At 63.9% G+C, this 9178-nt stretch carries 12 protein-coding genes; 4 read left to right on the plus strand and 8 right to left on the minus strand.

Features of this window, described 5'->3' with window-relative positions; genetic code table 11:
• Positions 1-91 precede the first annotated feature (91 nt).
• Complete coding sequence (locus tag ACFYTS_RS36425) at positions 92-616, minus strand: hypothetical protein (RefSeq protein ID WP_387309750.1); 525 nt, start codon at positions 614-616, stop codon at positions 92-94.
• An 18-nt stretch (positions 617-634) separates the two neighbouring features.
• On the opposite strand from ACFYTS_RS36425, the gene ACFYTS_RS36430 reads away from it, so the two are divergent.
• Positions 635-1144, plus strand: coding sequence for a hypothetical protein (locus ACFYTS_RS36430; RefSeq protein WP_387309751.1), 510 nt, complete (start codon positions 635-637; stop codon positions 1142-1144).
• A 317-nt stretch (positions 1145-1461) separates the two neighbouring features.
• Here the strand turns inward: ACFYTS_RS36430 and ACFYTS_RS36435 are convergent, their stop codons facing one another.
• The 3 genes from ACFYTS_RS36435 to ACFYTS_RS36445 form a co-directional block, all read right to left on the minus strand.
• Complete coding sequence (locus tag ACFYTS_RS36435) at positions 1462-2349, minus strand: ADP-ribosylglycohydrolase family protein (protein ID WP_387309752.1); 888 nt, start codon at positions 2347-2349, stop codon at positions 1462-1464.
• Positions 2350-2529: 180 nt separating this feature from the next.
• Positions 2530-3606: a phospho-N-acetylmuramoyl-pentapeptide-transferase gene (gene mraY, locus ACFYTS_RS36440; RefSeq protein WP_357280909.1), complete on the minus strand. Its 1077-nt coding sequence runs from the start codon at positions 3604-3606 to the stop codon at positions 2530-2532.
• Positions 3607-3895: 289 nt separating this feature from the next.
• A complete protein-coding gene (locus ACFYTS_RS36445; RefSeq protein ID WP_387309753.1) occupies positions 3896-4186 on the minus strand; it encodes a hypothetical protein in 291 nt (96 codons plus the stop codon).
• A 208-nt stretch (positions 4187-4394) separates the two neighbouring features.
• Here ACFYTS_RS36445 and ACFYTS_RS36450 point away from each other — a divergent pair, with 208 nt between their 5' ends.
• Positions 4395-4811 (plus strand): hypothetical protein, encoded by a 417-nt coding sequence (locus ACFYTS_RS36450; RefSeq protein ID WP_387309754.1) that lies wholly within the window; start codon positions 4395-4397, stop codon positions 4809-4811.
• Positions 4812-4929: 118 nt separating this feature from the next.
• Here the strand turns inward: ACFYTS_RS36450 and ACFYTS_RS36455 are convergent, their stop codons facing one another.
• Positions 4930-5697, minus strand: a complete 768-nt coding sequence (locus ACFYTS_RS36455) for a hypothetical protein (protein ID WP_387309755.1) — start codon at positions 5695-5697, stop codon at positions 4930-4932.
• A 41-nt stretch (positions 5698-5738) separates the two neighbouring features.
• On the opposite strand from ACFYTS_RS36455, the gene ACFYTS_RS36460 reads away from it, so the two are divergent.
• Both ACFYTS_RS36460 and ACFYTS_RS36465 read left to right on the plus strand, forming a co-directional pair.
• Positions 5739-5954, plus strand: a complete 216-nt coding sequence (locus ACFYTS_RS36460; RefSeq protein WP_357281624.1) for a winged helix-turn-helix transcriptional regulator — start codon at positions 5739-5741, stop codon at positions 5952-5954.
• 108 nt (positions 5955-6062) lie between these two features.
• The gene (locus tag ACFYTS_RS36465) at positions 6063-6563 is read left to right on the plus strand and encodes a hypothetical protein (protein WP_357280917.1); all 501 of its coding nucleotides are present in this window, start codon (positions 6063-6065) and stop codon (positions 6561-6563) included.
• A gap of 124 nt (positions 6564-6687) precedes the next feature.
• Here ACFYTS_RS36465 and ACFYTS_RS36470 read toward each other — a convergent pair whose 3' ends face one another.
• The 3 genes from ACFYTS_RS36470 to ACFYTS_RS36480 all read right to left on the minus strand — a co-directional run bounded on the left by ACFYTS_RS36470 (position 6688) and on the right by ACFYTS_RS36480 (position 8878).
• Positions 6688-7665 carry a hypothetical protein gene (locus ACFYTS_RS36470; protein WP_387309756.1) on the minus strand — a complete coding sequence of 326 codons (978 nt, stop codon included), beginning with the start codon at positions 7663-7665 and terminating at the stop codon, positions 6688-6690.
• 179 nt (positions 7666-7844) lie between these two features.
• Positions 7845-8120, minus strand: a complete 276-nt coding sequence (locus tag ACFYTS_RS36475) for a hypothetical protein (protein ID WP_387309757.1) — start codon at positions 8118-8120, stop codon at positions 7845-7847.
• Positions 8121-8512: 392 nt separating this feature from the next.
• On the minus strand, positions 8513-8878 hold the full coding sequence (locus ACFYTS_RS36480) for a hypothetical protein (protein ID WP_357280924.1): 366 nt from the start codon (positions 8876-8878) through the stop codon (positions 8513-8515).
• Between the last annotated feature and the right edge of the window lie 300 nt (positions 8879-9178).

Raw genomic sequence — 9178 nt, forward strand, 5'->3', positions numbered from 1 at the left:
CGCAACCAGCACGCCAGACCCGTCCGCGACTTCGCAGTCGGATCCAAGATCCGCCGACCGGATTACCTATCCAACGTTGCCTGACGCGGCACTAGCCGTGGCAACAGACCCGGACAAGCACTGTGTCGTCGGGCAGTGTCTCCAGGTAGTTTTCGATGCCGCCCGGTGGTATCGGGCAGTCGGGTTGGTCCTTGCCGGACGTGGTCTCGCCCCAATCCTTATGTCGGCAAATGCCACTCCACTCGACCCACCAACCGTCCTGGGTGAGCACATCGGGCTCTGACAGGTTGTGTACCGCGATGTTCAGCAAGGACTTCGGGCCGCCCGCGCACTCGCCTCGCGTGGGGAGCAGCACGATGCCGAATTGGTTGGGGCCGTCGTGAATCAGCCGAGGATCGTCCTCATGACCCGGTCGGACGTAGAACCCGGCTCCCCCTCCGCCATCCCGAATCTGCCACGTGTCCCACATATCTCGCTCCGGGAACCCTTGCCGCATCTCGAATGGAGCGAGAGCTCGCGTAATCGCGGCTTCCACGTCATCGATCGCATCCGGCGGCAGGCAGATCGTCACCCAGCGTTGCACCAAAACCACACCCCTCCCGCCGTACTCCAGCAACCCGACCATAATCGAGTCATGAGCGTCCCCGCGCCTGAATCCCCCTCGTTCGAGCATGTTGACTTCGAGGCACTCGATTCGTTCCGTTTCCCGGACGGCGGCGGGTACCCCCGGAGCTACCGCGAGTTCGTTCGCTCCTGCGGCTGGGCCCGCACGTTCGGCCTGTGGCTCATCTACCCGCCCGTCAAACCCGGTTTCGCAGACGGGCGGGCCCGTGCAGCGAACCTCACCGAGCACTTCCACATGGTCTTCCGCGACGGCGAAGAGGAGGAATTCGACTGGATGATCGAGCCCGACGGTAGCTGGGACCTCGCCGAACGACTCGAAGTCTTCGGCTGGAGCGAGAACGGCGACCTTCTCCTCTGGGACGTCGCAAGCCGCAAGGCCGACGAGGAGTTTCCGGTGTGGGAATCGCGCGGCATGAACACCCTCCACCTGCTCGGCTCGAGCCTTGACGAGGCGCTTCTCGAGCTGCGCGAGCGCTCCGAGGCCCAGGTCATTGAGCCGCTCAGACCTGCCCGTCTCTGACCCACAGCTCAACCGGATTCGCTCGAGCAACGACTCGACTACGTGGCCGGTAGCCACCGACACACTCAATTCCGCATGAGCGTGCGTTCTGCACCGCACCAGGTCCCAGCCGCCGGAATACGGCAATTGCGGGCGTTTGAGCCACCAAGGTGCTCAAAGCGAGCTGCGGTCAAGCGATGGCCTTGTAGAGCCAATGGCTCGCAATGACAGCAGCACAACACCCGGCCGGTCGAGGCGCTGAAGGGTTCGACCACCACGGTCAGCGCAGCTGAGTAGTGCGTTCGGCCGCTTGCGGAAGTGCAGGGTTCGCACCTGGATCATCTTGGGAGCGTGATCGCCCATTCCGGTAGCGGTTCGCACCGTTCGATCCAGTCGAGCGGTACGGGATCGGAGGTTGCGCGGGCACCGAGGATCCCGCCGATGATCGCACAGGTGGTATCGATATCACCGCCGGCCGCAACGGCCGTCCAGCATGCGTCGGCGAAATCATGTCCGTGGTGGGCGACGACCCAGAGGCTGAAGGGCACGGTATCGAGCGCGGAGGTGTCGTGGCCGACGCCCAATTCCACAGCGGCAGTGCCAGAATCGTCGATGGATTCCGCATGCCTGAGCTTTTCTCGGACCGGTCCGTCGGGCACCTGAGCGGCGACCACATCGATGAGTTCGGCACCATGGAGTTGCGGTTTCGCCGCGGATAAGGCGGCAGCAATTGCGACCGCGACTGCTCCGGCTACGGCATCGGGGTGGGTATGGGTGATCTCCGCCGATGCCGTGGCCTCGATGACAACCTGATCGATGTCGTCGGCGAACCAGGCTCCCAGCGGCGCTACCCGCATCGCGGCGCCATTTCCCCAGGATCCGCGGCCCTCGCGCGTTTGTTGGGCGAGTTCGCGCCAGTGATATCCCTTTTGGCGGATCAGCCGCAGGATCCGACTCGTTCCAGGGCCGTATCGGCGATAGATGTCGTAGTGCTCGGCGAACGATTGGGCCAACGCGTCCTGACTGATTCGGCCGTGTTCACTCAGGACTGCGAAGATCGAACACGCCATCTGAGTGTCATCAGTCCACAACCACGGACCGGGCAGCACTTTCCGCTCCCGAAGCGCGCCATGGTTGATCGGATCGTCGAAACACGACCCGAACGCGTCCCCCACCGCCAGGCCCCGCAGCGACATCAGCGCCCGTGATCCGCGATCAAAGCTCATCCGACCAGTCTGGCAGGAACCACGATCCTCACCACAGAATCGATCTCCGGTAAACGCAACATAATCGGCACGAGCGTGCACTACTGGCGGTCGTACGACGCTCTGCCCGTTGAGCTTCCGATGCCTGGCACCGGCCGGTTCGGTCGGCGCGGGACGCGGCAGATGAGGGCGTTTACCGGGTCAGCCTGTGGCGGAGAGGTGCTCGCCGTAGAACAGCATCAGGCCGGCGGCCGCGGACAGGCCGGCGAGGAGCCAGAAGCGGATGGAGACGGTGGTTTCGGGCCAGCTGCTGAGTTCGAAGTGGTGGTGCATCGGCGCGATGCGGAACAGCCGTCGACCGGTTTTGCGGAACACCACGATCTGCAACAGCACCGAGAGGATCTCGGCGCAGAACAAAGCGCCGATGACCACCATCAGCAGTTCGGTGCGGGTCGTGATCGACAGCCCCGCTAGCAGTCCTCCCAAAGCGAGAGATCCGGTGTCGCCCATGAAGATCTTCGCTGGTGCCGCGTTCCACCATAAGAAGCCCACGCATGCCGCTGCCGTCGCCGCGCAGATGAGCGCCAGATCCAGCGGGTCACGCACGGTGTAGCAGCCTGCGCCGGGGCGAGTGGTGCAGGCGTTGAGGTACTGCCAGAACGTAATCAACACGTACGCGCCCAAGGTCAGGGCCATGGATCCTGCGGCCAGCCCGTCGAGGCCGTCGGTGATGTTCACCGCGTTCGACCAGGCGACGACCAGGAAGCAGGCCCACAGTACGAACAGCACAGGCACGAGCGACAGCCAACCCAGGTCACGCATGATCGAGATGTGTCGGCTGGCCGGAGTCAGCCCGGTGCTGTCGGGGAATCGCAGGGCGAGGATGCCGAAAACGATTGCGGCACCGAATTGGCCGATGTATTTGCCCTTCGCGGTGAGCCCGAGGTTGCGCCGCTTGTAGAGCTTGATGAAGTCGTCGAGGAACCCGACCAGTCCCATCGCCGTGGCCAATCCGAGCACCAGCAACCCCGAAGCCGTCACGCCCGGCGCATCGTAGCGCAGCCCGATCAGATGCGATCCCAGATAACCGGCCCACATACCGGCAACGATGGCGATGCCGCCCATGGTCGGCGTGCCGCGCTTCGACTGGTGGCTCGAAGGGCCTTCCTGCCGAATCTCCTGGCCCATCTTCGCGCGAGTGAACCAGCGAACCAGCAAGGGCGTCAAGGTGATCGACACCCCCAAGGCAATCGCCACTGCAAACAGGATCTGTCTCATCCGCCCCCACCGATCCGCTACCGAGCCCCACGGCCCGGCAAATCCGACACGAACACAAACGGTATGGATGGTAGCGAGACTGACGGGATGAGCGCACGGTCACCAGGGGCACCCACGCCGTGATCCGCGCCCGGGAACCTTCTACGGCCGAGGGCTTCGCGCCCGAGAACGCCCCCTGGCCGATGTAGTCAGCGCACTACGCGGCGTGTCCGGATGTTTGCACCGATCGCGCCCGGATCCGCGCGAAGGTTCCACGCTCTCGACTACGCGGTCGAGCGTCAGATGCGCTTCAGCGGACACTGCCGGGGGCGCAGATGAACGGACCGGCTCGAAGCAGGTCACAGACCACCAATTTGACAACGTTCCAGTACATGTCACTCGAGCCCTGGCTCACCGAGAACCCCACATCGCCGCCGAGGGCGCGTTCCAACGATCCGGTTTCGGCCACAACGGGCGCGGCGGGTCCTTCGGCAGCGGGCTGCACGACCAGCGGCGCGGCGCCCGCGGTTCCAGCCGCAGCGGCGGCGATCAGGCATCCGGCTGCGACGGCGAGAATGCGTTGGCTGGCAACGGCTTTCACGGGCGCTCCTCACGTTTCGGGATGTCGGTGCCACCCTACGCATGTCTGAAGCATCAGAGTTTCAAGTCTTCTGCCCCTACTTCTGTGGTCGGCACTACAGGCCGGCGCGCTGCCGCCACGCCGGACCGGCCGGGTTGGGGCATGTCAGGATGTTGAGCGGGGCGAGTGTTTCGCGCTGAGCTTCGAAGTAGGCAGGAAGGAACTGTCCATGACCGACAGCTCGGACGGTCTCGAGCGCGATCACCCGGGGCCTCGGAAGGATCTGGTGGAGCATTCGTCACCGTTCCTGCCTCCCAGGAGCGTGATCCGGCAGGCGTTCATCTACCAGTCCGCGCCGAGCTTCACCCTGTTCGTGATCACCTATCTCACCGGGCTCACGATGTTCTGGATCAAATACCGCTGTGTAGCAGTCACTCCCGACGCCATCTATGTGCTGGAGAGCAGCAAACTGTCCGGCGGCGCCAAGCCTGTGTGCCTTATCGGCTCGATCCCTCGCAATACACGGCTCGGCCCGGTCTCCGGACGATGGGGGCAGATAACCCTTCTCGGTGAGCGCGCTTGGGTTCACAAACGCTTTCATGACCAAATCGAGGCTGCCGACCACGAGGCCGGCTTTCTGCGATAGGCGCCAAACCCATCGCGTGTAATCCACGGGCCGTGGGCGTGAACGCCTTTCGGCGGTTCAGTGCGTTCGGCAGGGCGAGAGGGGCACGCCTCGTTGATCTTTCACGCCCACCGTCACGTCATTCTCCAGGGTGTGATCGTGTGAGGCCCATTCCGACCCGGCCCAGCATCTGGCCGAGCAAATGGAGGGTTCGGGCTGATGCCGGTGCTTCGCGAGGCGTGCCCTCCCAACCGGCGGCGGTGAGTGATTCGACAGTCGCGAGGGTTTGGTCGTCGTTCCCCGCGGCCAGTACCAGGATGAAGCGCACGTAGTCGCCGATGTCGGTGCCCTGTGGGTGCTGCTCGGTAAAGCCCTCGAGCCGCGGGGTCAAGGCGGGCAGCGTGCGGGCGGTGGGGAACACCACGGCGAGGCCCGCGAGTGCCAATCGGACTGCCTGGCATTCAGCCGCCCACCGAGCTAGCAGGTCCGGGGTGCAAGACCGGACCGCTTCGCGGGCTCGGTTCTCGTTCCCGGGATCCGCGTACGGCGGTGTGTCCGGCCAGTATTCGGCCAGGCGGCGGTCCTCGACTGTGGCGATGCTGAACAGCAGACTGATCACCCGGAAACGCTGCTGCGGTGGCACGCGATTGTCGATGGCCAGGGCCGCCAGCAGAGGGACGCCGTGGGCGGTTTGGGGCAGGCAGGTGTCCTGATGGAGGGTCTCGCCGTAGAAGTCTGCGAGGAAGAAGCTGTCGTTCGTCCAGAACGGGTCGACCGAGGACTGGAACAACATCGCGGCCTGCGGTGGCTGCGGGCCTGTCAGACGATCGGCGATGACCTCCCGGAAGACCTGCCGGATGGGCGGCTCGTCGGACAGCTCGTTCCGTTCGGAGGTACGCGTGCTCATGGCCATCGCAGCCTACTGCCGTGTACATCAGCCAGTCCTGGATGCACGCGGAAGCGCCACCACGGGTGGAGCACAGCCTGACTGCTCTCGGCCGGACGCTCCAGGAACCGATAGCGATGCTGACGGAGTGGGCGCAGGTACACGGAGCGGCGCTCGTCGACTTCCAGGAATCGACTGCCGCGAAGCAGACGCACCAGGTGCCAGATGGGTCGAGAACGACGCAGACGGCACCATGTCGGCTCGGGCGACTCGCGTAGCACCACAAGACGTGAAAACTGCGGGATCCGAAACGCTTACGCTTCAACATTTCCCGGCGCTATCTTCTGGACGGTCCCGACATCGGGACGTGCTGAACAGGAGAGTTCATGGTCGCCAAAATCGGCATCCAGAAGCTGATCATGTGGACCGTCACCGGGCTGACGGCGGCGGTCGCCACCACCCTGACGGCCGCACCCGCCTCGGCTGACTTCCACGCACCAGACATCGGCAGCGGTCAGACCCTGTACGTCGGACAGCAGTACTACGTCTCGACAGGGGGCGACCCGGACGATGTGTTCTTCTGGATGAGCTTCTACGACAACAACCAATGCATTGCCGGAAGCCGGGGAAGCGCCCCATCGCATTCGGGGTACGGCTGGGTCGTGTACTGGGTCCCGACCACGGCGGGAACGCACACGATCACCGTCTCCGGCGACACCCAGTCCAAGTCGACGACCGTCACCGTGCTCCCCGCACCGGCCGGCAGCACCCCGGCGCCACAACCGAAACAGCCGGGCTGCGGACCACTGGCGGGGATCGTGGAAAGCGTTACCACGTTCCCGTGGATCAGCGCGTCGGCCTACTTCGCGCGCACCGGCAGCGCGTAGCGGTCGACTGGGTTCCGACCACCGCCGGAACCCACACGATCACCACCTCCGATGGCACGCGGTCGAAGTCGGCAGGTGCGGACATCCAGATCAGCGACGCCGATCAAACACTCCCGCCAGCGTGTTACTTGCTACGAGATACCGTGCCCCGAATCTGAGGCGTGTCCGTTCTGCCGTAGTCGTCATAGATGTAGGTCGCCGAAACCACCCGGTTACTCCCGGACTCACACTTCGGATCGCGCAGACGCGTAAACGCGAACCGGTTGCCTGTAACATCCCGAGACAGCAGCAATTCGGCTTTCGGCGGACCCGACCGAAATGGCAGCTCGTCTCGGAACGAGATCGCGGTCGGTGGGGTGGTTTCGACGCTACCCGTGCCGTTCCGCAGAGTGACCACGACCCCGAACCGAGTGTCGGGCATATCCTTCGGCGGATACGACTGTGTTCTCGCGTCGCCCTTGTAGACGGTCGCCCGTCCCTCGTCGGTCCAGTCCGACAAGTTCCTGCCACAATTGGGGTCGGTGACGATCCCAGCCAGGACACCGGACGGAGTGCCACTGCCCGCGATCAGCGGCGGAATCGTGACCCAGGCACTGACGAGAATGGCGACCGCCAGCCCTGCTCCGCCTCGAATCGAAGCGACACGCGTCCGACCGGATCGGTTGCTGTACAAGCGCAAGAAGGCTGCCGTGAACGCTACGGTAACTGCGAAACACGCAGCGCCGAAGCTCGTTTCGAGGCATCCGGGTAAATCCCGCTTGTAGTCGGACAAGTACAGTTGGGTTCCCACCCACTGAGCGAACAAACTGGCAACTACCCCACCCACAATGGTGCTGCCAGGCGCGAACCGGTCTGGCAACAGCCCGAACACGCCAGTGACGGCCAGCACCGGGCTGATCACCAACAGGAACGGCGCATAGACCAAGAAGCCGGCCGCGAAGCGGCCGCCCGCTTCGAGATCGAACCGTGGATCCGCTACCGGGTCCGAGTACAGTCCGATCCCGATCGCCGCCCACGCGAGAGCCAGCGCGCCGACGGCAACGCCCTGCAATATGTCCGCGAGAAGGTTCAAGCGATTCCACGGTGTATCACGAGTAGACACGCGGTCAATGTATCGACCAGTTGTGTCCGATCCGTCGACCAAGTGTGGAGAGATCGTGTGGGTCCGGTAGCGACTTCAAAGTCGCAGAGCCCCAAACCACTCAGAGGGTCATCCGCAACTCGACATGAGCGCCCGGAGCCAAGTGGATCTGGCGCACAGGCCATCTGGCCCCATCGTGGTCAAAAGCCGACCTCGGTGAATGTGCACCCGCCTCTTTCCGTGTGCGAGAACACCTGTCGAGAAGCCAACGTCGGAGCTTTTCGGAAGTGTTGGCGAAAGCCGGTTGCGCGGAACTGCACATCGAACTCATGACCTTCGATGTGCCAGAGCGGATAGTCTTCCCGTCCATCGTCGGCTACCGGTCGATGCAAGACATCGATCTCCAGGTCCGGGGTTGTGCCCTTGAAGTCCAGGTCCCCTTCGAGGTCCCAAACGTTTTCGAAGGCAAGCGTCACCGGGGCCAACCAGAACGAGAAATAGGTCGCCGGGGGGGACCGGATGAACCCACTGGACGATGTAGTCGAGATCGAGGAGAAGCCGCGGCAGGACGCCGTCGGTCGACTGTACACACAGGCCGTGGATGGTGGCGTCGTGCCAGCCCATCTCCGAGAAGTCCGCGTCTGTCCAGACGCTCTTGGAAAGACCTGATTCCAGGTGACCGCCGTCCATCCCCGAATCCAACCATTTCAACCAGGTTCGGGCCCGAGCCGGGCTGCGACCATCGCAAGCTCTCCCATCGGCAGTAGCAGACCTTATGCGGCGTACCGGGTTCCGGACACCGACAGACCCGCCACCGTGGACCCGAACCGCGTGAGTAGCGGCAGAAGTGGATGTCCGCGGGTCACATTCAGTGTGTGCAGCGGTGGGTGCCTGCGATGTTCGCCGCCCGGATTTCGTAGGCCGCTCGCCGCTCCAGTTTTCGGATCACGATCTCACCCAAGGGGATGTCAGGCCACTTCCGCCATCCGCGTTTCTCCCATACCGATCTCGTTGAACGAAGCCGGCTTTCCGCTCGATCGGAAACCTCGGGTTCGACCGCGCCAATCGCGGCTGCCATGATCTGGCGTCCATGCCGCCGGTCGGCTCGGTTCGGCAGCCGCTTGTTCCGTCGGATGGCCTTCCTCGATGCCTTGTCGTTCTCGCCGTAGTCGTTGCGTCGGTCCTTTGCGTAGCTGAGAATCTTTTTCTCCTGCGGACTCTTCCGCGTCACCATGACCATCCTTCCCGTCGAGCGAACGGGTCAAGTTACGCATCGATCCGACTGTTTTGTCACGGAGTTTTCGCGTAGACGAGGCCAGCCCACCTCGGTCGACACAGCTTGCCCTGTTCGCACGCATATCGGCATGAGCACGTGTTCGGCACCGCACCGGGTCCCGGCCGCCGGCGCCCCGCGCTGGCCGGTTTGGTCACCGCGATATGCGGCTAGTAAGAAACTGGTGTCAGGATCGGATCCCGGCCAGGATCAGGTCCAGGTGCCCGGTGGGAAGCTCCCTTTATGCGGCTGCCCACCATC

The organism is Nocardia sp. NPDC004151 (assembly GCF_042874235.1).
Lineage (GTDB): Bacteria > Actinomycetota > Actinomycetes > Mycobacteriales > Mycobacteriaceae > Nocardia.